The following is a 24,793-nucleotide window of genomic DNA, read 5'->3' as shown; positions in this document are numbered from 1 at the left end:
TCAGGCCGCGGCGCTGGTGAGCACCAGGCCCGATCCGTCGGCCGCGACATCCACCCGCACGGTGTCGCCGTCGTGCACGTTGCCCGACAGCAGCGCGGTTGCGAGGCGGTTCTGCACCTCGGTCTGGATGAGGCGACGCAGCGGCCGCGCTCCGAACACCGGGTCGTAGCCGCGCTCGGCCAGCCACGACCGGGCATCCGGCGTGACGGCGAGCGAGAGCCGGCGCTCGTGCAGCCGCTTCTGCAGCTGATCGACCGACAGCGACACGATCTGCGCGAGGTCGTCCTCGCTGAGCGCCTGGAACATCACGATGTCGTCGAGACGGTTCAGGAACTCGGGGCGGAACGACTGCCGTACCAGCGCCATCACCTGCTCGCGCTTCTGCTCGACCGACAGCGTCGGCTCGATCAGGATCGGCGAGCCGATGTTGCTCGTCAGGATCAGGATGACGTTCGAGAAGTCGACCGTGCGGCCCTGGCCGTCGGTGAGTCGGCCGTCGTCGAGCACCTGCAGCAGCACGTCGAACACCTCGGGGTGCGCCTTCTCGACCTCGTCGAGCAGCACCACGCTGTACGGGCGCCGTCGCACGGCCTCAGTGAGCTGGCCGCCCTGCTCGTATCCGACGTACCCGGGAGGGGCGCCGACCAGTCGCGAGACAGAGTGCTTCTCGCCGTACTCCGACATGTCGATGCGCACCATGGCGTGCTCGTCGTCGAAGAGGAACTCGGCGAGGGCCTTCGCCAGCTCGGTCTTGCCGACGCCGGTGGGGCCGAGGAACAGGAACGATCCGGTGGGGCGTCCGGGGTCGCTGATGCCGGCGCGCGAGCGCCGCACGGCATCGGACACCGCGCGAACGGCATCCTTCTGCCCGATCAGCCGCCTGCCCAGCTCATTCTCGAGGTGCAGCAGCTTCTCGCTCTCGCCCTGCATGAGACGGCCGACCGGGATGCCGGTCCACGCGGCGATCACGCCGGCGATGTCCTCGTCGGTGACCTGCTCGTTGACCATGCGCCCCTCGCTCGACACCGCACGCTCGGCCGCCTCGGCTTCGGCGATGTCGCGCTCCAGGCGCTTGATGGTCTCGTACTCGAGCTTGGACGCCTTCGTGTAGTCGGCGTTGCGCATGGCGAGGTCGCGCTGGGTGACAGCGTCGTCGAGCTGCTTCTTCAACTCGCCCACGCGGTTCAGGCCCTGGCGCTCCCGCGACCAGCGCTCCTGCAGCACGGCGAGCTCCTTCTCGAGATCGCGGAGCTGCTCGCGCAGGGTGGCCAGACGCTCCTTCGAGGCGTCGTCCTTCTCCTTCTTCAGGGCCAGCTCCTCGAGCTTCATGCGGTCGACCTGGCGCTTGAGCTCGTCGATCTCGACCGGCGAGGAGTCGATCTCCATCTTCAGCCGCGACATGGCCTCGTCGATGAGATCGATGGCCTTGTCTGGCAGTTGCCGGCTGGGCAGATAGCGGTTCGAGAGTGCCGCTGCGGCGACGAGCGCGCTGTCGGCGATCGTCACTCCGTGGTGCGCCTCGTACCGGCCCTTCAGCCCGCGCAGGATCGCGATCGTGTCCTCGACGGACGGCTCGCCGACGTACACCTGCTGGAAGCGCCGCTCCAGAGCGGCATCCTTCTCGATGAACTCGCGGTACTCGTTGAGCGTGGTGGCGCCGATCATGCGCAGCTCGCCGCGGGCGAGCATCGGCTTGAGCATGTTGGATGCCGCGACCGACCCCTCGCCGCCGCCGGCGCCCATCAGCACGTGCAGCTCGTCGATGAAGGTGATGACCTTGCCGTCGGACTCGGTGATCTCCTTGAGCACGCTCTTCAGGCGCTCCTCGAACTGGCCGCGGTACATCGCACCGGCGACGAGGGCGGAGATGTCGAGGCTGATCAGCTCCTTGTCCTTGAGCGATTCGGCAACGTCGCCCGCGACGATGCGCTGGGCGAGGCCCTCAACGACGGCGGTCTTGCCGACGCCGGGCTCACCGATGAGCACGGGGTTGTTCTTGGTGCGGCGGGTGAGCACCTGGCTCACGCGACGGATCTCACCGTCGCGGCCGATCACCGGATCTAGCTTGCCCTGACGGGCACGGTCGGTGAGGTTGATTCCGAACTGCTCGAGGGCGCTCTGCTGCTCTTCCTGCTGCTGGCTGGGGTTGGTCATTCGTTCCTCCTGAGGAGACTCCTTATTCAAAGTTGAGTTAAGACGACTCAAGTTTAACATCTTGACCACCCGCGCGCCAGAGCTTACGATGTTCATTGGTCAGAATTGGCCTTCCACATCCTGGAACTCGAAGAAGAGAGGGAGCGTCATGCCGCACATCGATGCCTGCACCCCCTCCTCCGAGCGCCCCTTCGCATGGGGCAACTGGTACGCACACGGCGCCTGAGACGCCCCGGAATCCACCGCGATTCCGAGGCCTCCACCCTGCGCCGAAGCGGCGTAGACTCACCGCATCCGCGCGCGCCGTCTGATCAGCCCGCCGGAGCGGGAACCTCGGGATCTCCAGATGGCACGTCAGGACGTGCCGCCAGAGCGCTTCGGCGCAGAACCTGAGGAGACACAGGATGACTGACATCGCTGTCACCGTTCCCGCCGTGAAGGTGAACGGGCAGAGCCGCCCCCTCGACGGGGTCGCGACTCATGCGACGGCACTGGACTGGCTGCGTGAGACGGGCCTGTCCGGAAGCAAGGAGGGCTGCGCCGAGGGCGAGTGCGGCGCGTGCGCGATGCTGCTCGCGACGCCGGATGCCGCCGGCGGCACCTCCTGGACGCCGGTGAACGCCTGCCTGGTGCCGGTGTACGCACTGGACGGGCAGGAGATCGTCACCGCCGAGGGACTCGGCACGGTCGAGGATCTGCACCCCGTGCAGGAGAAGCTCGCCGAGGCGGGCGGATCGCAGTGCGGCTACTGCACGCCCGGTTTCGCCTGCTCGATGGCCGGCGAGTACTACCGCGCCGACAGGAACGGCGTCGATCGCGCCGTGCCGCTGGCGGATGCCGCTGACGACGGATGCCCGGTCCACGACGACCCCGAGCACGGCCCGAACGGCTTCGACCTGCACGCCCTGAGCGGAAACCTCTGCCGCTGCACCGGCTACCGCCCGATCCGGGATGCCGCGTACACGCTGGGCTTCCCCGAGGCGGATGATCCGCTGCAGCAGCGCCTGACGGAGCCGGCCCCCGCCCCGGTCGCGACCGACGCGGTCGTCGACGGCGCCCGCTTCCTGCGGCCAGCCGACCTCGCCGAGGCCCTGCAGGTCCTGCGCGACGAGCCCACCGCTCTGATCGTCGCCGGTTCCACGGACTGGGGCGTCGAGGTGAACATCCGCGGCAGCCGCGCTCCGTTCGTCGTCGCGATCGACCAGCTCGACGAGTTGCGCGGCCTGACCGAGACCGACGAGTACGTCGAGATCGGCGCGGCCCTGCCGCTGTCCGAGGTGGAGCGCCGGCTGGACGGCCGCATCCCGCTGCTCGCCCAGCTGTTCCCGCAGTTCGCCTCGCGCCTGATCCGCAACCGCGGCACCTTCGGCGGCAACCTCGGCACCGGATCGCCGATCGGCGACACCCCGCCGGCACTGCTCGCCCTGGGCGCGCGCCTCGTGCTGGCTTCCGTCGACGGCGAGCGCGAAGTCGATCTCGCGGAGTACTTCACGGGTTACCGCCAGTCGGTGCGCGCGAAGGACGAGCTGATCACCGCGGTGCGCATCCCGCTGCCACTGGCCACGACCACCGCTTTCCACAAGATCGCCAAGCGCCGCTTCGACGACATCTCGTCGGTCGCGATCGCCTTCGCGTTCGACATCGACGGCGGCGTCGTCACCGCCGCACGGATCGGGCTCGGCGGCGTCGCCGCCACCCCGCTGCGCGCACGCGCGACCGAGGAGGCCCTGATCGGCCGCCCGTGGGACATCGCCACCGTCAAGGCCGCATCCGCGATCCTTCAGGGCGAGGGCACCCCGATGTCCGACCACCGCGCCAGCAGCGACTACCGGTCGCACATGCTGGGCACCGCCCTTCTGAAGTTCTACAGCCAGACCATCATCCAGTCGAAGGAGGTGTCGGCATGAGCGCTCTCGCCGACCGCCCCGAGAACCCCGTCGTCGGAACCCGCGCACCGCACGAGAGCGCGGTGCTGCACGTGACCGGCGCGGCCATGTACACCGACGACGTCGCCGCGCACACGTATGGCACCCTGACCGCGTGGCCCGTGCAGTCCACGAACGCGCACGCCAAGGTCACCGTCGACGTCTCCCCCGCGTATGACGTGCCCGGTGTCGTCCGCGTGCTCACCGCCGCCGACGTGCCCGGTGTGAACGACGCCGGCATCAAGCACGACGAACCGCTGTTCCCCTCCGAGGCGATGTTCTACGGTCACGCCCTGGTGTGGGTCCTCGGCGAGACCCAGGAGGCCGCCCGGCTCGGCGCCGCCGCGGTGAAGGTCGACTACGAGCCGCTCCCCTCGCTGATCACCGTGCAGGACGCGGTCGACGCGGGCTCGTTCCAGGGCATCGCGCGAACCGTGGAGCGCGGCGACGCGGCATCCGCTCTCGCCGGCTCCTCGCGAGTCTTCGAGGGCGTCACCGAGTTCGGCGGACAGGAGCACTTCTACCTCGAGACGCACGCGTCCTTCGCGATCGTCGACACCGAGGGGCAGTACTTCGTGCAGTGCTCGACGCAGCACCCCACCGAGACCCAGGAGATCGTCGCGCACGTGCTCGGCATCTCCTCGAACCAGGTCACCGTGCAGCAGCTGCGCATGGGCGGCGGATTCGGCGGCAAGGAGATGCAGCCGCACGGCTTCGCCGCGATCGCCGCGCTGGGTGCCAAGCTCACCGGCCGCCCGGTGCGACTGCGGCTGAATCGCACGCAGGACATCACGATGACCGGCAAACGGCACCCGTTCCACATCAGCTGGAAGGTGGGCTTCGACGACGCCGGCTACCTACAGGCGCTGGATGCCGTGCTCACCGCCGACGGCGGCTGGAGCATCGACCTCTCCGAGCCCGTGCTCGGCCGCGCACTGTGCCACCTGGACAACGCGTACTGGATCCCGAACGTGCACGCGCACGGCCGCATCGCGAAGACGAACAAGACCTCGAACACCGCGTTCCGCGGCTTCGGCGGCCCGCAGGGCGTCTTCCTCATCGAGGACATCCTGGGCCGGGTCGCGCCCGCGCTCGGCATCGACCCGCTCGAACTGCGCCAGCGCAACTTCTACCGCCCGGGTCAGTCCACGCCGTACGGCCAGCTCGTGAAGGACGCCGATCGCCTGCCCGCCATCTGGAACCAGCTGCGCGACGAGAGCTTCCTCGACGCCCGCCGGGCGAAGGTCGCCGAGTTCAACCGCACTCACACCGACGTCAAGCGCGCGATCGCGATGACGCCGATCAAGTTCGGCATCTCGTTCAACTTCGCGGCGTTCAACCAGGCCGGCGCCCTCGTGCACGTCTACAAGGACGGCTCGGTCCTGATCAACCACGGCGGCACCGAGATGGGCCAGGGCCTGCACACGAAGATGCTGCAGGTCGCGGCGACGGCGCTCGGGCTCGAACTGCACCAGGTGCGGCTCGCCCCGACCCGCACCGACAAGGTGCCGAACACCTCGGCCACCGCGGCGTCCTCCGGCGCCGACCTCAACGGCGGTGCGGTGAAGAACGCCTGCGACCAGATCCGTGAGCGCATGGCGAAGGTGGCCGGCCGGCTGCTGAACGTCGACGAGCGCGACGTCCGCTTCTCGGGCGGGTACGTGACCGGGCTCGGCAACCGCGACCAGCGGCTCACGTTCGCGGAGGTCGCGAACGCGGCCTACCTGCAGCGCGTGCAGCTGTTCGCCGCGGGCTACTACCGCACCGAGGGCCTGCACTGGAACCCCGACATCATGCAGGGCTCGCCCTTCAAGTACTTCGCGTACGGCTGCGCCGCGACCGAGGTCGAGGTCGACGGCTTCACCGGCGCCTACACGGTGCGCCGCGTCGACATCGTCCACGACGTGGGCGACTCGCTCTCGCCGATGCTGGACATCGGGCAGGTCGAGGGCGCCTATGTGCAGGGCCTGGGCTGGCTGACCCTCGAGGAGCTGCGCTGGGACACCAGCGACGGCCCGAACCGCGGTCGCCTGCAGACCCAGTCCGCCTCGACCTACAAGCTGCCCAGCTTCTCGGAGATGCCGCCGGAGTTCCACGTCCGCCTGTTCGAGAACGCCCGTGAGGACGGCGCCGTCTACGGCTCGAAGGCCGTGGGCGAGCCGCCGTTCATGCTCGCGTTCAGCGCACGCGAGGCGCTCCGCGAGGCCGTCGGGGCCTTCGGTCCCGTCGGTCACATGGTCGAGCTGGGTTCGCCGGCCACCCCCGAGGCGGTGTTCTGGGCGGTCGAGGCCGCCCGTGCGGCCGCGGATGAGAGCGCGCCGGAGCGAGAACTCGTTCCGGCAACCGCCTGAGGAAGACCATGGACTGGCTGGACGCCCTCCGCGACCTGCGTGACTCCCGCACCCCCGCGGTGATCGTCACGCTCGCCATGGTGCGCGGGCACGCGCCCCGCAACGGCGGCGCGAAGATGGTCGTCTCGCCGGAACGGATGTTCGGCACGATCGGCGGCGGGAACCTCGAGGCGACCGCCGCCGATCGTGCGCGCGCCATGCTGGCCTCGGGCTCGGCCGAGCCCGAGCTGCTCACGCTCACGCTCAGCGACCGCGCGACGACCGAGTACGGCGTGCAGTGCTGCGGAGGAGAGGTCACCATCATGCTGGAACCCGTCCGAGTCGTGCCCTCCGTCGCCGTGTTCGGCCTCGGGCACGTCGGCGTCGAGCTCGCCCGCATCCTGTCGCGACACGAGATCGACCTGCATCTGGTCGACTCCCGGGCGGAGATGCTGGATGCCGCGCGCCTCGAGCCCGTGCGCTCGGGTGCCGTCGCCCGCGTACAGGTGCACCACTCCCCCGTGCCGGAGGCGGCCCTGGCCGAGATCCCGGCCGGGGCGCACGTGCTGGTGATGACGCACGACCATGTCGAGGACCTCGCGATCGTCGATCAGGCGCTGCGCTCGGACGCCCCGGCGTCGATCGGCCTGATCGGGTCTGCGTCGAAGTGGGCCAGATTCCGTAAGAAGCTCGGCGAGGCCGGGCACTCCCCTTCCGACCTGGAACGGGTCACCACCCCGATCGGCATTCCTGAGGTCTCCGGAAAGCAGCCGGCGGTGATCGCCGTGAGCGTCGCGGCGAGAATTCTTCAATTGATCGAGGAGGCCGCGCCCGCGGCATCCGCCTGAATTGTCTTCGGGCATTTCCCACAGCGAATTCCGCTGCGGGATATTCGCGTTTCCTTTAGGCGCGCAATTGGCCCGATGAATGAAAGAAGACCCGGCCCCTTTCGGGGCCGGGTCTTCTTTTCTGCGACTACGGGATCTCAGTTGCCCAGCATCGCCTCGATGGGACCGCGGACGAAGTACAGCGCGAAGCCCGCCGCGACCACCCACATCAGCCAGTGCACCTTGCGGGCACGTCCTGAGAACGCGTTGATCAGCGCCCAGGAGATGAAGCCGATGCCGATGCCGTTCGCGATCGAGTAGGTCAGCGGCATCGTCACGATCGTCAGGAACGCCGGCAGAGCGACCGCGAACTTGTCGAACTTGATCTCGCGGATCTGCGCCATCATCATCGCGCCGACCACGACCAGCGCAGCGGAGCCGACCTCGATCGGCACCACCAGCGTCAGCGGCGTGAGGAACATCGACAGCAGGAACAGCACACCCACCACCAGCGAGGCGACGCCCGAGCGTGCACCCTCACCGATGCCCGAGGCGCTGTCGACGTAGACCGTGTTCGACGAGGTCGAGGTCATGCCGCCGGCGACGGCGCCGAAGCCCTCGACGACGAACGCCGAGCGCAGGCGCGGGAACGTGCCGTCCTTGTAGGCGAGACCGGCGTTCTTGGCCAGGCCCGTCATGGTGCCCATCGCGTCGAAGAAGTTCGAGAACACCAGGGTGAACACGAGCATCGTCGCAGACAGCACGCCCACGCGGCCGAAGGAGCCGAACAGGTCGAACTGGCCGATCAGACCGAAGTCGGGGATCGTCACCCACGAGCTGGGCAGCTCGGGGATCGTCATGTGCCAGCCGTTCGGGTCCTTGAACGAAGGACCGAGCTTCAGCACAGACTGGGCGATCAGCGCCACGACGGTGGTGACGACGATGCCGATCAGGATGCCGCCGGGCACCTTGCGCGCGACGAGGATGCCGATCAGCACCAGCCCGAGCAGGAAGATCAGCGTCGGCACGGAGGTGATCGACCCATCCACGCCGAGCTGAACGGGCGGTCCGGCCTGCGTGCGGTTCACGAAGCCGGAGTCGACGAAACCGATGAAGGCGATGAACAGGCCGATTCCGACCGTGATCGCGGCCTTCAGCGCCTGCGGCACGGCCTTGAAGATCGCGGTCCGGATGCCGGTGGCACCGAAGATCACGATCAGGATGCCGTTGATCACGACCAGGCCCATGGCCTCCTGCCAGGTGACCTGTCCTACGACGGACACGGCCAGGAAGGAGTTGATGCCGAGGCCTGCCGCGATCGCGAACGGCAGCCGCGCGACGACGCCGAACAGGATCGTCATGACGCCGGCGGTGAGGCCGGTGGCGGCGCCGATCTGTGCAGCATCCAGGGCGTTCCCGGCGACGTCGTCGACGCCGCCGAGGATCAGCGGGTTCAGGATCACGATGTAGGCCATCGTCACGAAGGTGACGATGCCGCCGCGGATCTCACGGCCCAGTGTGGAGCCTCGGCGGGTGATCTCGAAGAAGCGGTCGAACGCGCTCTTCGGCTGGGCGTCGACCGTGGTGGTGGCCCCTGTGGACAGGGGCGGCAGCTCCTCTTCGCTGCGGGTGAAGAGCCCCGTCGCGTCGTTGCCGGCAACGGCATTCGACGACGTGTCGGGGGCGGATGGGCGTGTGGAAGCAGGGCGTTCAGAAGACATCATCGGCTCCGGGTTGTCAGTACGTTTCGGTCACGCGTCAGTACTCGACGCGGTGGTGAGGTCGCGCGTCAGTACTCGACGCGGGTGGTGGTGAGCTTCCACTCGGTGAAGGGCGCGACGCGCTCCGCCGGCGGCAGCGGCTCCTGGGCGACGGGCAGGATCTCGCGATCGGCCGCATCACCCTCGAAGTAGCGGTAGAACACGGCGTCGTCGAAGCCGCCGTCAGCGGCGTCGTCACGACTGGCCGCGAAGTACACCCGGTCCAGCCGCGCCCACAGCGATGTCGCGAGGCACATCGGGCAGGGCTCGCAGCTCGTGTAGAGCGTGGCGCCGGTGAGGTCGAACGTGCCGAGGCCCTGGCAGGCGTTCCGTATCGCGGTGACCTCGGCGTGTGCGGACGGATCGAGGTTCGCGGTGACCCGGTTGACGCCCTCGAAGACCTGCCCGTCAGCAGAGACGACGATCGCCCCGAACGGGCCGCCTTCGTTGCGGACGTTGTCGACGGCTATGCGAACCGCCTCGGCGAGGTACTCCGCCGGCGTGTGCCGAGTCGCGGAATCGGATATAGCGGTGCTGTGCACGGAAAGCTCCCTTGCTGTCGTCGCAGTGATACGGCTTATCGGGTCGGGCCCGGATCGGGTCGTTCCACGAGATATACGTCGAACCGCTAGGTTGTGCTTCTTGCCGGGCACAATTCGTGAGCGCCGCGGCTTGATGAGCATAACAACCGTTTCTCACTTCGTCCAGCGAATTCGAAAGTCATTTACCGCATCGCGGTATTTCATTTTGTACTTCCGCATCTGCGGCGCTACAGTCGCTCCCATGACGCATTTTCGGATCGCTGAGGCGGCCACCCTGCTCGGAGTCAGCGATGACACCGTCCGACGCTGGGTGCGCGACGGACTGCTCACCGTCTCGCACGACGAAGCCGGGCGCCAGGTCGTGCCGGGCGACGAGCTCGCCGCCCACGCGCAATGGCTCGCCAGCGCGGCGAACGAGGACGGCGACCGGCGGCTCAGCGCCCGCAACCGGTTCGTCGGGCTCGTCACGCGGGTCGAGATCGAGGGCCTGATGGCCCAGGTCGAGCTGCAGTGCGGGCCGTTCCGTGTCGTGTCGCTGATGTCGGCCGAGGCCGCGCGCGACTTGCGTCTGGAGGTCGGAGATCGCGGAGTCGCGATCGTCAAGGCCACCACCGTCATCATCGAAGCAACCAACAAGGAGACCCACCCGTGAACATCCGCCGCACCGGCATCCTCGCCGCCGCCGTGACCGCCGTCCTGCTGCTGGCGGGCTGCTCCGGCTCGCCCGCGGCCGAGCCCACGGCCACACAGACGGAGGACTCCCTCTCCGGCGACCTGACGGTCTACGCCGCGGCATCCCTCTCGGGCGCCTTCGACGAGCTCGCGAAGGAGTTCACCGCCGCGCATCCAGGCGTGACGGTCAAGCCGATCAACTACGACGGATCGTCCGTGCTCGCCACCCAGCTGATCGGCGGGGCGCCCGCCGACGTGTTCGCCTCGGCCGACGAGAAGAACATGGCGAAGGTCACGGATGCCGGGCTCGCGGCTGACCCGGTGGACTTCGCCGCGAACGTCATGCAGATCGTGACAGCGCCGGGCAACCCGAAGGGGATCACCGATCTGGCGTCGCTGACGGCGAAGGACCTCACGGTCGTGCTGTGCGCACCCGAGGTGCCCTGCGGCACGGCCTCCCAGACCTTGCTGAAGAACGCCGGCGTGACGCTCACGCCGGCCAGCGAGGAGCAGAACGTCACCGCCGTGCTCACCAAGGTCAAGAGCGGCGAGGCGGATGCCGGCCTCGTGTACGTGACCGACGTCAAGGCCGCAGGCGACGCCGTCACCGGCGTCGACATCGAAGGCGCGGATGCCGCGACGAACGTGTATCCGATCGTCGCCCTGAAGGACGCGCCGAACGCCGATGCGGGCGCCGCGTTCGTGGCGTTCGTCACCGGCGACAAGGGCCGCGCGGTGCTTGCGGAGTTCGGGTTCCAGGCGCCGTGAGTCAGGCGTCCGGCACCCGATTGCCGGCCTGGCTGATCGCTCCGGCGGCGCTGGGCACGGCGCTGCTGGTGCTGCCGTTCGTCGCCCTGCTGGCGCGACTGGACTGGGCCGGAGTGCCGGCCGCGATCACCTCGGATGCCGCGCTGCAGGCGCTCGGCCTGTCACTCGGCACGGCGGCGATCGCGACCGCGCTCTGCCTGCTGCTCGGCGTACCGCTGGCGATGCTCATCGCCCGCGCGCCGGGCTGGCTGGCCGCGGTGCTGCGCACCCTGACCACGCTGCCGCTGGTGCTTCCGCCTCTGGTCGGCGGCATCGCGCTGCTGGCCCTGCTCGGGCGGCAGAGCGTGCTCGGCGACCTGCTCGCCGAGGTCGGCATCCGCGTTCCGTTCACGACTGCGGCCGTGGTGATCGCGCAGACGTTCGTCGCGATGCCGTTCCTTGTGATCTCGGTCGAGGGGTCGCTGCGCACCGGCGGCACGGCGCACGAGCTGGTCGCCGCGACGCTCGGCGCCCGGCCCTTCACGGTGTTCCGCCGGGTCACGCTGCCACTGGTCGCGCCCGGTCTCATCGCCGGCACCGTGCTCTGCTTCGCGCGAGCGCTCGGCGAGTTCGGCGCGACGGCGCTGTTCGCCGGCAACGCCGCGGGGGTCACGCGCACGATGCCGCTCGCGATCTACACCGCGTTCAACGGCGCCGGCGTCGGCGAGGACACCGCGATCGCCCTCTCGCTGATGCTGATCCTCGTCGCGATCGCGGTGCTCGTGCTGATGCGCGGCTGGCGAGCGGATGCGGTGCGATGAGCGCGTCAGTATGCCGGGACGATTCCCGTTCAGGTCGCCGATCGTCAGCCTTCGGCCGTCGGACTGCGGCTTCATCCCCCACGTTCCGGTCGCAGTTCGTCACGTTCTGCGGCGCGAACGGGACCGACTGCGACCAGGGCGGCACGGTGCGGCGGGATCCGGAACCGACTGCGACCCGAGTGCGACGAGGTGCGCGATGACCCTCTCTGCCGACTTCCGCGCGCACGCCGGCGCGTTCCACGTGGACATGGCGCTGGATGCCGCGCCCGGCGAGGTGCTCGCCGTGCTCGGGCCCAACGGCTCGGGCAAGTCCACGCTGCTCGCCGCCCTGGCCGGGCACCTGCCGATCGACGACGGGCGCATCGCGCTCGACGGGCGTGAGCTCGACGGCTCGGGGGCCGGAGGACGGGCCGCAGGCGTGCCCCCGGCTCAGCGCCGCATCGGGCTGCTCGGCCAGAGGCCACTGCTCTTCCCGCATCTGTCCGCCCTCGAGAACGTCGCGTTCGGTCCGCGCGCGCAGGGGGTGCCGCGCGCTCAGGCGCGGGCGGATGCGGGAGGCTGGCTCGACCGGGTGGGCCTCGGCGAACTCGCCGGTCACCGACCTGCGCAGCTGTCCGGCGGCCAGCAGCAGCGTGTCGCCCTGGCCAGGGCGCTGGCGGCACGGCCCGCCGCGCTGCTGCTGGACGAGCCGTTCGCCGCGCTCGATGTGGAGACCGCCGCGCAGGCGCGACGCCTGATCGGCGAGCAGCGCGACGGCGCCGGCATCCCGCTGGTGCTGGTGACGCACGATCCGCTCGATGCCGTCGTGCTCGCGGCGCGGACGGCGATCGTGCATGACGGCCGGATCGTGCAGCAGGGGCCGACCGCCGAGGTCCTCGGGCACCCGATATCGACGTTCGTCGCTGCGCTGGCGGGAGTGAACCTGGTGTCGGGCGTCGGTGCGGCGGACGGAACCGTGCGCAGTGCCCCGGAGGGCGGCACCGCGGACGAGTCCGCCCAGGTATCTGCCGCGACCGAATCCACCGGGTCGGCATCCGAACTCTCGGCGCCCCCCGGCGCGGATCTCGTGTGGCAAGGCGCCGGCGAAGCCGTGCCGGTCGGTGCTGCGGCGACTGTCGCGTTCGCGCCGGGATCGGTGCGGATCCAGCGCTCCGACACCGCAGCGACGACCGCCGCGAACACCTGGGAAGGCACGGTCGCAACGCTGGAGCCGCTGCCCGGCGGCATGCGGCTGCGCTCCACGGAGCAGCCCGGCATCGCCGTGGACTGCCCGTCGACCGTGGCCGTCGCCGCCGGGGTCGCCCCCGGCGTGCGGCTGCGCTTCACCGTGCATCCCGACGATGTCTCGGTGCGCCGGTCCTGACTCGTGCAGCGCCCCGCTCAGGTCGCGCTGAGTCCCGGAATCCGGGCATCAGAACGGGACGAGCTGCGCTCTGAACGATCGCAGCGCGGCCAGAGCGAGACGAACTGCGACCCGAGCGCCGCGGAGCGCGCCGCTCGGCCCCGTCCGGCCACGCTGGCCGGGTGTCGCCTCGTTCCGCCCGGGTCGCACCTGGTCCCAGATTCCGGGCATCAGAACGGGACGAGCTGCAACCTGGGCAGCTGCGAGACGGCCCAACCCACGCGAACTGCGACCTGAGCACACGCAGCCAGCGGCCGGTGACGATCCGGCTTCCGCGGCATCCGGCACTCGGAAACCGGTGCTACCGTTGCGATCCGTAAGGGGATGACCGATGACGATCACGCACATCGATGGGCCTAACGGCGCCGAGAGGCTGCCGTCCACCGGCATGCCCATCGCGCTGACCGACCGGTTCAGCCGGCCGCTGCGCGACCTGCGGATCTCGGTCACCGATCGCTGCAACTTCCGCTGCGTGTACTGCATGCCCAAAGAGGTATTCGGTCGCGACTATGCATTCCTCGATCGGAATGAACTGCTCTCCTTCGAAGAGATCACTCGCATCGCGCGGGTCGCGGCGGCCCACGGGGTGCACAAGATCCGCCTCACCGGCGGCGAGCCGCTATTGCGCCGGGGCATCGAGGAACTCATTGCTCAGCTCGCCGAGCTGCGCACTCCGGAGGGCGAAAAGCTCGACATCGCGCTGACCACCAACGGATCGGCCTTGGCCGTGAAGGCCGCGGCGTTGAGGGATGCCGGTCTCACCCGCGTCACCGTGTCGGTGGACTCCCTCGACGACGCTCTGTTCCAGAAGATGAACGACGTCCGCTTCCCGGTCAGCCGTGTGCTGGACGGGATCGATGCCGCTCACGAGGCGGGTCTCGGCCCGATCCGTCTGAACATGGTCGTCAAGCGGGGACTCAACGACGGCGAGATCATCGACATGGCGCGCCGGTTCAAGGGCACGCCCTACACGCTGCGATTCATCGAGTACATGGACGTGGGGAACACCAACGGCTGGTCTCTCGACGAGGTGGTGCCGTCGTCCGAGGTGGTGGCACGCATCAATGAGGTCTTCCCGCTCGAGCCGCTCGGTGAGGCCGTGCACGGCGAGACGGCGAAGCGCTGGCGGTACGCCGACGGATCGGGCGAGATCGGCCTGATCTCCAGCGTGACGAACGCGTTCTGCGGCACCTGCAACCGGGCGCGCATCTCCACCGAGGGCAGGCTTTTCACCTGCCTGTTCGCCTCGGAGGGCCACGACCTGCGCGCGCTGCTGCGCGGCGGGGCATCCGATGACGAGCTGTCGGCGGCGATGGCGTCCATCTGGGGCGGTCGCGAGGACCGCTACTCCGAGATCCGCTCCAGCCTCACGCCAGAGCTGCGCGAGCAGCGCAAGCGCATCGAGATGAGCTACATCGGCGGCTGACGCCGAGCTGATCAGGCCGATTCGCCGAAGAAGGCCAGGCCGTCACTGATGAGCAGCACGCCGATCAGCAGCAGGATCACCGCCAGCACGAGCGTCAGGTTCGTCGTCAGCCAGTCGCGCACGGCTGTGAGCACGTCACCTGCGCCTTCGCCGAGCACGACGAAGGCCACCAGGGGTGCCACGGCGGTCAGCGTTGCGATCAGCGCGAACACCGCTGCCGCGCCGAATGCGCCGGGGATGCCATCGATCGTGGCTCCGATGCTCAGGCCGGCGCCGATCGCGATCGCGAGGTCCTTCGGATTCGTCACCGTCACGAGCAGGCCGAGGCCGAAGGCACGCGCCGGCTGGGCCCGGGTGATCGACTCCAGCATGGCGGGCAGCGCGGCCTTCCCGCCGCGCGGGCGACGGGACCAGCTCACGAAGGCCGCGATGACGAGCCCGGAACCCAGGAGCAATTGGAGGACGGCGCCCCAGACCCCGCCTCCGGAGAGATCCGCGAGGTACTCGGCGGCGACCCCTGCCAGCCCCACCGCGACCAGCAGGCTGAGCAGGCGCCCCAGGACCAGCATGATTCCGCCTCGGAGTCCCGAGGGCGCCATCAGCGCCAGGATCACCGCCATGATCGGAAGCGGGCTGAGCGCGAGCACGAACGCCATCGGCAGGAGTTCGGCGAGCGCTTCGATCACGCCGTCATCCTGTCACAGAGCCGCGCGGCGGGTCAGAGCCCGACCCACTCCGATACGCCGTCGTCGTAGTGCTGGCGCTTCCAGATCGGCACCTCGCGCTTGATGATCTCGACCAGGCGCTCGCAGGCATCGAAGGCCTCGGCACGGTGCGGGGCGGATGCCGCGGCGAACAGCGCCACATCGCCGATGCGCAGGTCTCCGACGCGGTGCGAAGCGGCCACCGCGAAGCCGGTCTCCTCGCGGATCCGCTCGACGCACGCCTCGAGGAAACGCGCGGCATCCGGGTGCGCACGGTAGTCGAGCGAGCGCACCGGCTTGCCGCCGTCATGGTCGCGCACCACACCGCAGAACATCACCACGGCGCCGCTCGCGTCGGCCTCGACGGCCCGCCGGATCGCCGCCTCTTCGAGGGGCGTCTCGGAGATCAGGTCGAAAGTCACAGTTCCTCCTGCGCGCTGGATACGGTGTCGCCGCCGACGCCGGCGAAGGCCTGGATGCCGCCGGCGAGATAGACGACGTCGTCGAAGCCGTTCTCGATGAGGATGCGGGCGGCGCTGCGCGACCGCGGGTCCTTCTCGCAGTAGACCACGAGCGTCTCGTCGCCGGCATCCGGCAGCGACCCGCTGCGCAGGTCGCCGATCGGAAGCAGGATGCTGCCGTCGATGCGGCGCGCGTCGGCCTCGTGCTGCTCGCGCACGTCGAGCAGGCGCAGCGGTTCGCCGGCGCGCATCCGCCGCAGCAAGTCGGCTGCGGCGACCGGCACGAGGTCGTCGTCAGCGCCGACGCCGCAGAACAGGTCGTAGTCGATCAGCTCAGTGACCTCGGGCGTCTCGTCGGAGATGCCGTAGGGGATCTCGCGGGTGCGTGCGGTGAGTGCGTCGTAGACGAGCACGCGGCCGATCAGCGGTTCGCCGATGCCGGTGATGAGCTTGATCGCCTCGGTGGCGAGGAACGAGCCGATCGCCGGGCAGAGCGTGGGCAGCACTCCGCCGAGCTCGCAGGAGAGCGCGTCATCTGCGGGTGGCGGCGCCGGGAACAGGTCGCGCCAGGTGGGGCCGTGGCCGTGCCACGAGATGCCGACCTGACCGTGGAAGCGCAGGATCGCGCCCCACACCAGCGGGATGCCGGCCAGCACGGCGGCGTCGTTGGCGAGGTACCTGGTCGGGAAGTTGTCGCTGCCGTCGATCAGCAGGTCGTAGCCGGCGAGGATCTCGGGCAGATTCGCACTGATCACGCGCACCGGATGCCGGTTCACCCGACATCCGGGGTCGATCGCGGCGACCGTCTCCGCGAGCGAGTCCACCTTGGACCGGCCGATGTCGGCGACGCCGTGGCTGAGCTGACGGTGCAGGTTGGACAGCTCGACGTCGTCGTCGTCGATGATGCCGATCGTGCCGACGCCGGCCGCAGCGAGCGACGGGACCACGGCGCTTCCGAGCCCGCCGGCGCCGAGCACCAGGACGCGAGCGTTCCGAAGCCGGCGCTGCGCGCTCTCGCCGAATCCGGGCAGCATGAGCTGACGGCTGTACCGGGAGACCCGGTCTGGGTCCAGCGCCGGACCCGGCTCGACGAGCGGAGACATGGTTCCGAGTCTACGCGCCCGCTGTCCACCTGGCGGATATTCACTTCCACTTCGCGGATGCTGGATTCCGCATCGCGGGTACGATGGAGGCATGGCGATGGTGACAGTGCGGTACTTCGCGGCGGCGGCAGATGCCGCGGGCCGGGAGCAGGAGCAGCTCGACTTCGACGCCGGCGCGACCGTGGGCGCGCTGCGCGACGCACTGCAGGAGCGCTACGGCGCGGCGATGGAGAAGGTGCTGCGCTCCGGATCCTTCCTCGTCGACGGCGTCGTTCGCCGCGACCCGGCATCGCCGATCTCGGCGAACGTCGACGTGCTGCCGCCGTTCGCGGGCGGATGACCGTGCGCACCCACCTCGAGCACGCCGCCGCGGCGGCGGAGCTGCTCGAGCCGCTCGTCGAACGGCTGAACTCCGAGACGGCGGCGCTCACGGATGCTCTCGGCCTGGTGCTCGCCGAGGACGTGACCTCCCCGATCTCCCTCCCCCGCTTCGCGAACTCGCAGATGGACGGCTATGCCGTGCGTGCAGCCGACCTCGCCGCGGCATCCGCCGACGCGCCCGTGCGCCTTCCGGTCGGCCCCACCAGCGCGGCGGGCGACCCGGTCGGGACCCTCGCGCCCGGTACGGCCTCCCCCGTCATGACCGGAGCCGCCGTGCCGGCGGGCGCGGATGCCGTCGTCCCCATCGAGCAGAGCGATCCGCCGCGGTTCGTCGGCATCGGTGGAGGCACGCACGACGCCCCAGCCGGCACGACCGTGGCGTTCCACGCCCCCGTCGAGCCCGGCACGTTCGTGCGGGCCGTCGGCACCGACATCCGGGAGGGCGCGCTGCTGCTGCCCGCCGGCACCAGGCTCGGACCGGCGCAGCTCGGCTCGCTCGCGGCGGCCGGTGTGCCGCTCGTGCGCGTCCGGAACCCGATCCGCGTGCTCGTGCTCTCCACCGGCCACGAGCTGCGGATGCCGGGCATCCGGCTCGATCCGGTGGCCGACAGCGGCGCGATCTACGACTCGAACTCGGTGATGATGGCCGCGGCCGTCACGGCGGCCGGAGCCGTGGCCATGACCGCATCGGCGCCGGACGACGCCGCGGCCGTGGTCGCGGTGCTGGAGCAGCATCCGGATGTCGACCTGGTCGTGACGACCGGCGGTGTCAGCGCCGGTGCCTTCGAGGTGGTGCGCGACACGCTGGAGCCACTCGGCGTGGAGTTCGGTCCCGTCGCGATGCAGCCGGGCGGCCCGCAGGGCCTCGGCACTGCGGTGCTGCCGAGCGGGCAACGGTTGCCGGTGCTGGCGTTCCCGGGCAATCCGGTGTCCGCACTGATCTCATTCGAGCTCTTCCTGCGTCCTCTGCTGCGCGAGCTCGCCGGGTGGCCGGCGCAGCGGCGCACCGAGCGCGCGGCGCTCGCGCATCCGGTCACCTCGCCACCCGCGAAGCATCAGGTGCGGCGCGGCACGGTGCGTGCGGACGGTAGCGTCGAAGTCGGCGCCCCGAGCTCCCACCTGCTGCACGCGTACGCCACGGCGAACGCGCTCGTGCACCTTCCGGTGGGGGTGGACTCCCTGCCCGCCGGCGCCGAGGTCGACATCTGGAGGATCGATGACTGAGCCCGCGAACGCCGAGCCGAAGCTCACCCACCTGCGCGCCGACGGCTCGGCGCACATGGTCGACGTGACCGAGAAGGCCGTCACCCGGCGCGAGGCGAAGGCGCAGGCCGTGCTCATCACCACTCCCGAGGTGGTCGCGGCGATCGCCGACGGAACGCTCCCCAAGGGCGAGGCGCTCGGCACGGCCCGGCTGGCCGGCATCATGGGCGCGAAGCAGACCTCGAGCCTCATCCCGCTGTGCCACCCGCTGCCGCTGACGAAGCTCGCCGTCGATCTCGAGCCCGGCGAGGATCGGGTTCGCATCGTCGCGACCGCGGTCACGAACGGCGTGACGGGTGTGGAGATGGAGGCGCTCACCGCCGCGAGCATCGCCGCGCTGACCCTCTACGACATGATCAAGGCCGTCGACAACCGGGCCGTGATCACCGACATCCAGGTGCTCGCGAAGTCCGGCGGCAAGAGCGGCGACTGGTCCCGCGAACCCGGCGGTCGTTGACGCCTCACCCCACGTGGTCGTTGAGCGAGCGAGGAACGAGCGAGACGAAACGCTCTCAGCGCTTCCGCGGACCTTACTCTGAGCGCATCGCAGCACGCCTCGCCACCGCGGCGATCCACACGCCACCCGCGACCAGGACCACCGCGATCCCCACGACGACCGCGATATCGCGGCCGTGGCCCAGCGACATCGCGACAACGCCCCCGACGATCGCGATCCCGCCAGTCAGACTCGCCGGCAGCACCGCAGCCCGATGCCCGCGCGCCCACGCCTCGTCGCTGGCCAACGTCGCGGTCGTCCGGATTCCGAGCCACCCGTTCCGTCGGAGGATGCGCCGAGCCGGAAGCACGACCGACAGGATCACGACCACAGCGACGACCACCTCGAGAAGAACCATCACCTGGATGATCTCAGAATGTCCGACGCCTCGCCTACCGTCCGAGCATGAGCGGATTCACGTACATCCTGAGATGCGCCGACGGCAGCTATTACGTCGGGAGCACGATCGATCTGAATTGGCGACTCGAGCAGCACGCCGCGGGCCTGGGCAGCGCATACACACGACGGCGACTCCCGGTCGAGCTGGCCTGGTCCGAAGAGTTCGGCGACATCTCTGAGGCTTTCGCCTGGGAGAAGCGCATCCAGGGCTGGAGTCGTGCAAAGCGAGAGGCATTCATGGCGGGCGGCCTCGATGCGGTTGTCGGATGGAGCAAGCGGCAGAGAGCTGCTGGTGCCCAGCCGGCTGAGTAACGAGGCACGTCACGACCTTTCGTCTCGCTCCTTCGTCGCTCGCTCAACGACCGCGAGGTTCCGAGGCACGTCACGACGTTTCGTCTCGCTCGTACCTCGCTCGCTCAACGACCGAGGTGGGCACGCCCGGTGGTCGTTGAGCGAGCGAAGCGAGACGAAACGCACCAAGACTCCCGAAGAACGTCACGACGTTTCGTCTCGCTCCTTCGTCGCTCGCTCAACGACCGGCGATGGCGGAGAGAGACGCGTGGGGCACGACGGGAGGCGGACGCCGTTGTCCCCGCCCCGCCGAGTCTGCGGTCAGAGGATGTCGCGGGCGACAGTGCGCCCGACGTCCACCAGGAGGGTCTTGGCGTTCGCGATGCTCTTCTCGACATCGGGTTCGATCTCGGACAGGGCGTACACGCGCTCGAAGCCGGCGGATGCCACGGCCGCGGCATCCAGCGTCGACCGACCGCACACGGCGATGACGGGCACGCCCGCCGCGCGGGCGACGGCGGCGACGCCGAGCGGCGTCTTGCCGCCGAGACTCTGGTCGTCGAGGCTGCCCTCGCCGGTGATGACGAGGTCGGCGCCGACGACGCGGTCGGCGAGGCCGGTGAGTCGCTGCACCACCTCGACGCCGGGCTCGCGACGGGCGCCGAGCACCGCGAGGGCGGCATAGCCGACGCCGCCGGCGGCTCCGGCCCCCGCGTCGGCAGTCGAAGGCCGCACTCTCGGCTGAGCTTCCAGCAGAGAGGCGAAGTGCGCGAGTGCGGTATCAAGCTCAACGACATCCGCAGCGGATGCCCCCTTCTGCGGGCCGAACACGGCGGCTGCGCCGCGCTCACCGAGCAGCGGGTTGTCCACGTCGCTGGCCAGGACGATCTCCGCCTCGGCGAGACGCGGGTCCAGTCCCGACACGTCGACGGTCGCGAGCGACGCGAGCGCGGCTCCCCCACCGGGAAGCTCCTCCCCCGAGGCATCCTTCAGCGAGACGCCGAGCGCCTGCAGCATTCCGGCTCCGCCGTCGGTGTTGGCGCTGCCGCCGATGCCGAGCACGACCTGTGTGCAGCCGCGGTCCAGTGCGGCGCGGATCAGGTCTCCGGTGCCCCGGCTGGTGGCCTTCCGGGCGGCGCGCACGCCGCCCGGAAGGGCGTCCAGCCCGCTCGCGGCGGCCATCTCGATGATGGCCTGCGAGCCGCTGACCGCGAACCGCGCGGTGACCGGATCCCCCACCGGGCCCGTCACCTCCGCGGCATCCGCCGTGAATCCGGCGGCGAGGGCGGCGTCGACCGTCCCCTCGCCGCCGTCGGCGACCGGCACCGACGCGATCACGGCATCCGCACGGACCGACAGGATCCCTTCTCCGAGACTGGCGGCGACTTCAGCGCCGGTCGCGGAGCCCTTGAACTTGTCGGAGGCGATGAGAATGCGCATGATCAGCGTCGGCAGAACTCAGTCGAGCAGCGCGTAGATCGCCTCAGGGGCGTCCTGCGGAGTCGTCGCCAGGTCCTCGAACTCGTTCATGGTGTCGAGGTCGGCACCCATCGCGATGTTGGTGACGCGCTCGAGGATGACCTCGACGACCACCGGCACCTGGAACTCGTCACGCAGACGCGTCGCCTCGGCGAAGCCCGCGGCGAGGTCCTCGGGACGCTCGACGCGCAGGGCCTTGCAGCCCAGCCCCTCGGCGACCTTGACGTGGTCCACGCCGTAACCGGTGGCGATCGACGACGAGTCCTGCGGGGTGTTGACGTTGTCGAACGCCAGCGACACCTCATAGTCCATCTCGAAGCCGCGCTGCGACTGACGGATCAGGCCCAGGTAGCTGTTGTTCACCACGACGTGGATGTACGGCAGCTTGTGCTGCGCACCCACGGCGAGCTCCTCGATCATGAACTGGAAGTCGTAGTCGCCCGAGAGCGCGACGACCTGCTCGCCCGGCTTGCCACGGACCACGCCGAGGGCGGCAGGGCCGGTCCAGCCCAGCGGGCCGGCCTGACCGGCGTTGATCCACTTGCGCGGGCCGTAGACGTGCAGCAGCTGCGCGCCGGCGATCTGCGACAGGCCGATCGTGGTGACGAAGGTGGTGTCGCGGTCGAACGCCGAGAGCATCTCCTGGTAGACGCGGTGCGGCTTCATCGGCACGTTGTCGAAGTTGGTCTTGCGCTGCAGGCGCGCCTTGCGGTCGCGGCACTCCTGCGCCCAGCCGTTGTAGTCGGGCAGCTCGGCGACGCGGTCGCGGGCAGCCTCGAGCAGGGCGTCGATGAACGCGCCGGCGTCGGAGACCACACCGTAGTCGGGCGCGAAGACGCGGCCGATCTGGGTGGGCTCGATGTCGACGTGCACGAAGGTGCGGCCCTTGCGGTAGGTGTCCAGGCCGCCGGTGTGGCGGTTGGCCCAGCGGTTGCCGATGCCCAGCACGAAGTCGCTCTCCAGGAAGCTCGCGTTGCCGTAGCGCTGCGAGGTCTGGATGCCGACCAGGCCCGCGGCCAGCGGGTGGTCGTCGGGCAGGACGCCCCAGCCCATCAGGGTCGGGAACACGGGCACGCCGAGGGTCTCGGCAAGCTCGACGAGCTTGTCGGATGCTCCGGAGTTGACGATGCCGCCACCGGCGATGATCGCCGGGTGCTTGGCGGACACGAGCATGTCGAGCACCTTCTCGGCCTGCGCCTTGGAGGCGACGGGCTTGGCCACCGGCAGCGGCTCGTAGGTGTCGATGTCGAACTCGATCTCGGTCATCTGCACATCGAAAGGCAGGTCGATCAGCACCGGGCCAGGGCGGCCGGAGCGCATGATCTGGAACGCCGACTGGAACACGCCGGGAACCTGAGCGCCCTCGAGGACCGTCTTGGCGAACTTCGTCACAGGCTTCGCGATCGACGCGATGTCGACGGCCTGGAAGTCCTCCTTGTCGAGCTTCGCCACCGGCGCCTGGCCGGTGATGCACAGCATCGGGATGGAGTCGGCGATCGCGGCGTAGAGGCCGGTGATCATGTCGGTGCCGGCGGGGCCGGAGGTGCCGAGGCAGACGCCGATGCGGCCGTCGCCGGTGCGGCTGTAGCCGTCGGCCATGTGCGAGGCGCCCTCGACGTGACGGGCCAGGGTGTGCCGGATGCCGCCGTTGGCGCGCATCGCGGAGTACAGCGGGTTGATGGCGGCGCCGGGCAGGCCGAAGGCCTCGTCGGCGCCCTCCTTGATCAGAATCTGGACGATGGCGTCCACTGCGCGCATGCGGGTCATGATTTCAGTCCTTAGAAAGTGTGGTGGGGATCGCTTAGTCGCGACCGGAGAGCTCGGCGGTGAGCTTGAACAGACCGGAGTGGTCGAGGCCGCCGTCGCCGCGGGCGACGAGCGAGGTGACCAGCTGCGCGACGGCCGAGCCGAGCGGAACGGAGATGCCGGCCTGTCGTGCGGCGGCGGTGACGATGCCCAGGTCCTTGTTGTGCAGGGCCAGGCGGAATCCGGGGGTGAAGTCGCGGTCGAGGATCTTCTGGCCCTTCTGGTCCAGAACCTTCGAACCGGCCAGTCCTCCGCCGAGCACCTTGAGCGCGGCATCCGTGTCGACGCCGTAGGACTCGAGGAAGAGGATGGCCTCGCTCAGCGCCTGGATGTTGACGGCGACGATGAGCTGGTTGGCGGCCTTGACGGTCTGGCCGGCGCCAGCGGGGCCGACGTGCACGATGGTCTTGCCGACCGCGTTCAGCACGGGCTCCGCCTTGGCGAAGTCCTCCGGCGAGCCGCCGGTCATGATCGAGAGGACGCCGTCGATGGCACCCTGCTCGCCGCCCGAGACGGGAGCGTCGACGGCGCCGAAGCCGGCGGCGACGGCCTCGGCTGCGAGCTCCTTGGCGACATCGGGGCGGATCGAGGAGTTGTCGATCCACAGTGCACCGGCCTTGGCGTTGGCGAACACGCCTTCCGGGCCCTGCACGACGCCCGCGACATCCGGGGAGTCCGGGACCATCGTGATGACGACGTCGGCGTCCTTCACGGCGTCGGCGATGCTGGTGGCGCCCTTGCCGCCAGCGGCGACGAGCTTGTCGATCGCCTCCTGGCTGCGGTTGAAGCCGGTCACGTCGTAGCCGGCGGTGACGAGGTTCTTGGCCATCGGCAGGCCCATGATGCCGAGGCCGATGAATGCGATGTTGGTCATGTCTTCGCTCCTTCGCGGGAATTCTTGAGTCGGGATGCCTGGTGGGATCAGGCCTGTGCGGCCGCTGCGGTCCAGGCGAACGGGTGGGCCTGCGTGGCCTTGTACTCCAGGCCGATGACGCCCTGGTAGCCGCCGGCCTGTGCGTCGGCGATCCACTGCGCGATCGGCAGGTCACCGGTGCCGGGCTCGCCGCGGCCCGGAGCATCCGCGATCTGGATGTGACCGAATTCGGCGGCGTGACCTGCGATCACTGCGGCGACGTCGTCGCCATTGACGGCCAGGTGGTAGAAGTCGGCGAGCAGCTTGACGTTGTCGACGCCCTGCTCGTTCTTGACGCGCTCGATGATCGCCAGCGCGTCGGCGGCGGTCTTCAGCGGGTAGGCGTCGGCGCCGGAGACCGGCTCGAGCAGCACGATGCCGCCCAGCTCGGCGACAGCGCGACCGGCGATGGCGAGGTTCTCGACGGCGAGGTCGTCCTGCTCCTGCTCGGAGACGCCCTCCTGGCGGAGGCCGTACAGGGCGTTGAAGGCCTTGGTTCCGGTGCGCTCGCCGATCGCGACGACGACGTCGACGTTGGCGCGGAACTCGTCCTCGCGGCCGACCCAGGAGACCAGGCCGCGGTCTCCGGCGGGCATGTCGCCCGCGAAGAAGTTCAGGCCGGTCAGCTGCACGCCGGCATCCTGGATCGCGGTGACGAAGGCGTCGACCTCGGACACCGCGGGGACGGCAGAGGCGAACGGCCACCAGAACTCGACGGCGTCGAAGCCGGCGGCCTTGACGGCGGCCGGACGCTCGTTCACCGGCAGGTCGGTCAGCAGAATCGAAGCGTTGACGGTGTAGCTCATGGGATCGTCCTTGATTTCAAATCGTGGAAGTTTTCTTCCTGTGTGTGAAATCGTACGCGCGCAGGGTGGGTGATGTCAACACCGG

23 protein-coding genes are annotated in these 24,793 nt (G+C 69.7%); 12 read left to right on the top strand and 11 right to left on the bottom strand.

Annotated features, from left to right (window positions below; genetic code table 11):
• A complete protein-coding gene (locus ACFVDO_RS08655) occupies positions 1-2,154 on the bottom strand; it encodes an ATP-dependent Clp protease ATP-binding subunit (protein ID WP_378858520.1) in 2,154 nt (717 codons plus the stop codon).
• Positions 2,155-2,558: 404 nt separating this feature from the next.
• On the opposite strand from ACFVDO_RS08655, the gene ACFVDO_RS08650 reads away from it, so the two are divergent.
• The 3 genes from ACFVDO_RS08650 to xdhC are packed head-to-tail and all read left to right on the top strand — an operon-like array spanning position 2,559 to position 7,257.
• Positions 2,559-4,061, top strand: a complete 1,503-nt coding sequence (locus tag ACFVDO_RS08650) for a xanthine dehydrogenase small subunit (protein WP_378858521.1) — start codon at positions 2,559-2,561, stop codon at positions 4,059-4,061.
• The gene (gene xdhB / locus ACFVDO_RS08645; protein WP_378858522.1) at positions 4,058-6,430 is read left to right on the top strand and encodes a xanthine dehydrogenase molybdopterin binding subunit; all 2,373 of its coding nucleotides are present in this window, start codon (positions 4,058-4,060) and stop codon (positions 6,428-6,430) included. The genes ACFVDO_RS08650 and xdhB overlap by 4 nt, the downstream gene beginning before the upstream one ends.
• 8 nt (positions 6,431-6,438) lie before the next feature.
• A complete protein-coding gene (gene xdhC, locus ACFVDO_RS08640) occupies positions 6,439-7,257 on the top strand; it encodes a xanthine dehydrogenase accessory protein XdhC (protein ID WP_378858523.1) in 819 nt (272 codons plus the stop codon).
• Positions 7,258-7,394: 137 nt separating this feature from the next.
• Here xdhC and ACFVDO_RS08635 read toward each other — a convergent pair whose 3' ends face one another.
• Together ACFVDO_RS08635 and ACFVDO_RS08630 are read right to left on the bottom strand one after the other, a co-directional pair.
• Positions 7,395-8,957, bottom strand: coding sequence for an NCS2 family permease (locus ACFVDO_RS08635; RefSeq protein WP_378858524.1), 1,563 nt, complete (start codon positions 8,955-8,957; stop codon positions 7,395-7,397).
• 68 nt (positions 8,958-9,025) lie between these two features.
• Positions 9,026-9,538 (bottom strand): nucleoside deaminase, encoded by a 513-nt coding sequence (locus ACFVDO_RS08630; protein ID WP_378858525.1) that lies wholly within the window; start codon positions 9,536-9,538, stop codon positions 9,026-9,028.
• Between the two features lie 241 nt (positions 9,539-9,779).
• Between ACFVDO_RS08630 and ACFVDO_RS08625 the strand changes: the two genes are divergently transcribed.
• From ACFVDO_RS08625 to moaA, 5 genes are all read left to right on the top strand, one after another.
• On the top strand, positions 9,780-10,190 hold the full coding sequence (locus ACFVDO_RS08625) for a molybdopterin-binding protein (RefSeq protein WP_378858526.1): 411 nt from the start codon (positions 9,780-9,782) through the stop codon (positions 10,188-10,190).
• Positions 10,187-10,978 carry a molybdate ABC transporter substrate-binding protein gene (modA, locus tag ACFVDO_RS08620; protein ID WP_378858527.1) on the top strand — a complete coding sequence of 264 codons (792 nt, stop codon included), beginning with the start codon at positions 10,187-10,189 and terminating at the stop codon, positions 10,976-10,978. Before ACFVDO_RS08625 ends, modA begins: the two co-directional genes overlap by 4 nt.
• The gene (locus tag ACFVDO_RS08615; protein WP_378858528.1) at positions 10,975-11,778 is read left to right on the top strand and encodes an ABC transporter permease; all 804 of its coding nucleotides are present in this window, start codon (positions 10,975-10,977) and stop codon (positions 11,776-11,778) included. Before modA ends, ACFVDO_RS08615 begins: the two co-directional genes overlap by 4 nt.
• Before the next feature lie 196 nt (positions 11,779-11,974).
• Positions 11,975-13,141, top strand: coding sequence for an ABC transporter ATP-binding protein (locus ACFVDO_RS08610; RefSeq protein ID WP_378858529.1), 1,167 nt, complete (start codon positions 11,975-11,977; stop codon positions 13,139-13,141).
• 427 nt (positions 13,142-13,568) lie between these two features.
• Positions 13,569-14,606: a GTP 3',8-cyclase MoaA gene (moaA, locus tag ACFVDO_RS08605; protein ID WP_378858572.1), complete on the top strand. Its 1,038-nt coding sequence runs from the start codon at positions 13,569-13,571 to the stop codon at positions 14,604-14,606.
• An 11-nt stretch (positions 14,607-14,617) separates the two neighbouring features.
• Here moaA and ACFVDO_RS08600 read toward each other — a convergent pair whose 3' ends face one another.
• Genes ACFVDO_RS08600 through ACFVDO_RS08590 form a run of 3 tightly spaced genes read right to left on the bottom strand, consistent with a single transcriptional unit; the run spans position 14,618 to position 16,874 of the window.
• Positions 14,618-15,292, bottom strand: a complete 675-nt coding sequence (locus ACFVDO_RS08600) for a GAP family protein (protein ID WP_378858530.1) — start codon at positions 15,290-15,292, stop codon at positions 14,618-14,620.
• 32 nt (positions 15,293-15,324) lie between these two features.
• Positions 15,325-15,732, bottom strand: coding sequence for a molybdenum cofactor biosynthesis protein MoaE (locus ACFVDO_RS08595; RefSeq protein WP_378858531.1), 408 nt, complete (start codon positions 15,730-15,732; stop codon positions 15,325-15,327).
• Positions 15,729-16,874 carry a ThiF family adenylyltransferase gene (locus ACFVDO_RS08590; RefSeq protein WP_378858532.1) on the bottom strand — a complete coding sequence of 382 codons (1,146 nt, stop codon included), beginning with the start codon at positions 16,872-16,874 and terminating at the stop codon, positions 15,729-15,731. The genes ACFVDO_RS08595 and ACFVDO_RS08590 overlap by 4 nt, the downstream gene beginning before the upstream one ends.
• A 91-nt stretch (positions 16,875-16,965) precedes the next feature.
• Between ACFVDO_RS08590 and ACFVDO_RS08585 the strand changes: the two genes are divergently transcribed.
• The 3 genes from ACFVDO_RS08585 to moaC are packed head-to-tail and all read left to right on the top strand — an operon-like array spanning position 16,966 to position 18,975.
• Positions 16,966-17,214: a MoaD/ThiS family protein gene (locus ACFVDO_RS08585; protein WP_378858533.1), complete on the top strand. Its 249-nt coding sequence runs from the start codon at positions 16,966-16,968 to the stop codon at positions 17,212-17,214.
• Positions 17,211-18,479 carry a gephyrin-like molybdotransferase Glp gene (gene glp / locus ACFVDO_RS08580; RefSeq protein WP_378858534.1) on the top strand — a complete coding sequence of 423 codons (1,269 nt, stop codon included), beginning with the start codon at positions 17,211-17,213 and terminating at the stop codon, positions 18,477-18,479. Before ACFVDO_RS08585 ends, glp begins: the two co-directional genes overlap by 4 nt.
• Positions 18,472-18,975 (top strand): cyclic pyranopterin monophosphate synthase MoaC, encoded by a 504-nt coding sequence (gene moaC, locus ACFVDO_RS08575; RefSeq protein ID WP_378858535.1) that lies wholly within the window; start codon positions 18,472-18,474, stop codon positions 18,973-18,975. Before glp ends, moaC begins: the two co-directional genes overlap by 8 nt.
• 73 nt (positions 18,976-19,048) lie before the next feature.
• Here the strand turns inward: moaC and ACFVDO_RS08570 are convergent, their stop codons facing one another.
• Positions 19,049-19,372: an SdpI family protein gene (locus tag ACFVDO_RS08570; RefSeq protein ID WP_378858536.1), complete on the bottom strand. Its 324-nt coding sequence runs from the start codon at positions 19,370-19,372 to the stop codon at positions 19,049-19,051.
• 47 nt (positions 19,373-19,419) lie between these two features.
• Here ACFVDO_RS08570 and ACFVDO_RS08565 point away from each other — a divergent pair, with 47 nt between their 5' ends.
• Positions 19,420-19,725: a GIY-YIG nuclease family protein gene (locus tag ACFVDO_RS08565; protein WP_378858537.1), complete on the top strand. Its 306-nt coding sequence runs from the start codon at positions 19,420-19,422 to the stop codon at positions 19,723-19,725.
• A gap of 300 nt (positions 19,726-20,025) precedes the next feature.
• On the opposite strand, the gene ACFVDO_RS08560 is transcribed toward ACFVDO_RS08565, so the two are convergent.
• From ACFVDO_RS08560 to ACFVDO_RS08545, 4 genes are read right to left on the bottom strand one after another with little or no spacing between them, the layout of a single operon-like run.
• Positions 20,026-21,144: a glycerate kinase gene (locus tag ACFVDO_RS08560; protein ID WP_378858538.1), complete on the bottom strand. Its 1,119-nt coding sequence runs from the start codon at positions 21,142-21,144 to the stop codon at positions 20,026-20,028.
• A gap of 18 nt (positions 21,145-21,162) precedes the next feature.
• Positions 21,163-22,950: a glyoxylate carboligase gene (gene gcl / locus ACFVDO_RS08555; RefSeq protein WP_378858539.1), complete on the bottom strand. Its 1,788-nt coding sequence runs from the start codon at positions 22,948-22,950 to the stop codon at positions 21,163-21,165.
• Positions 22,951-22,984: 34 nt separating this feature from the next.
• Positions 22,985-23,863 (bottom strand): 2-hydroxy-3-oxopropionate reductase, encoded by an 879-nt coding sequence (locus ACFVDO_RS08550; RefSeq protein ID WP_378858540.1) that lies wholly within the window; start codon positions 23,861-23,863, stop codon positions 22,985-22,987.
• Between the two features lie 47 nt (positions 23,864-23,910).
• A complete protein-coding gene (locus tag ACFVDO_RS08545; RefSeq protein ID WP_378858541.1) occupies positions 23,911-24,708 on the bottom strand; it encodes a hydroxypyruvate isomerase family protein in 798 nt (265 codons plus the stop codon).
• Positions 24,709-24,793: the final 85 nt, after the last annotated feature.

The organism is Microbacterium sp. NPDC057741 (assembly GCF_042798735.1).
In the GTDB taxonomy this organism is placed as follows: domain Bacteria; phylum Actinomycetota; class Actinomycetes; order Actinomycetales; family Microbacteriaceae; genus Microbacterium.
Note: the sequence above shows the minus strand (reverse complement) of the source record. Positions and strands in the feature narration are given on the sequence as shown.